Annotated in this window: 1 protein-coding gene; it reads left to right on the top strand. The window is 38.1% G+C overall.

Annotation, left to right across the window (positions count from 1 at the left end; genetic code table 11):
* Window positions 1-878, top strand: an 878-nt coding sequence (locus H740_RS05370) for an ankyrin repeat domain-containing protein (RefSeq protein WP_002952185.1), incomplete at its 5' end; no start/stop codon positions are given.
* Between the last annotated feature and the right edge of the window lie 96 nt (window positions 879-974).

Genomic DNA, 974 nt, shown 5'->3' on the forward strand with positions numbered 1-974 from the left:
ACGTAACGCAAGAGGAGATAGACGATTTTGGTTTTAGGTGCGCAGATATCGTTTGCGACGAGGAGAAAAACGCTACGCTAGTACCTTTAAGAGCCGCTCTTGATAGAAAAGATACCGATTTCGTAGTTAAATTTATAAAAGATAACAACCTAAGCGTAGACGTAGAGATGAGAGATAAAAGAACCCCCTTGATGTATAGCTCTTTTAGAAACGACGTAAGTACCTTTAAGGCTTTGATAAATTTAGGAGCCGACATAAGAGCTAAAGATAGATTCGACTTATCTCCTATGGCTTACGCCATTATGTTAAACTCCCTTGATACCGCCAAAATACTACTAGGAAAAGGGGTTAAATTTGAAGAGGTGGAGTATTTATCGCCGCATATTTATACAAACAGATACTATGATTCTTCCAGATTTGAATCCATAATAATAAACGGCGATGTTAATATAACAATACGATACAAATACGAGCAAGGAGAGTTTGAAACGGACTTAAACGATCCCCAATGCGTAGAGTCTAGCACCAGGTATAAATCGGATCCATTTTTCTACGTAGTAAATAGAAATCTAACCCAAATGGCAGAGCTAATGCTAAGCACGGGGTATAAACCCAAAGAGTTTAAAATGGGTATCGGGCTAGAAGGCATAAAAGACGAAGAGAAAAATAGACCGTTAAAGCTAAGCGGCTGGGCATATCTAGGCAACTACGAAAACTACGAACCTATGCTTGAGGTATTTATAAAATACGACCTCCCTAACGCTCCAAATAAAGAGCAACTAAAGGAGGCGTATAAAGTGTGCAATGATAACTTAAAATCTTTTACGGAAGCAAAAGAAAAATACATCTATGAGATGAACAAGGGCAGAGACAAATAAGGCGAAGAGAGGTTACGCAAAAACAAGAAATATAAGCACTTATGTACAGAGTGCCTATATCATGAAGGTCTTTTACAATACAAACCAAAGCCGATA

The sequence above is a fragment of the Campylobacter showae CC57C genome, assembly GCF_000344295.2.
GTDB classification, from domain to species: Bacteria; Campylobacterota; Campylobacteria; order Campylobacterales; family Campylobacteraceae; genus Campylobacter_A; species Campylobacter_A showae_B.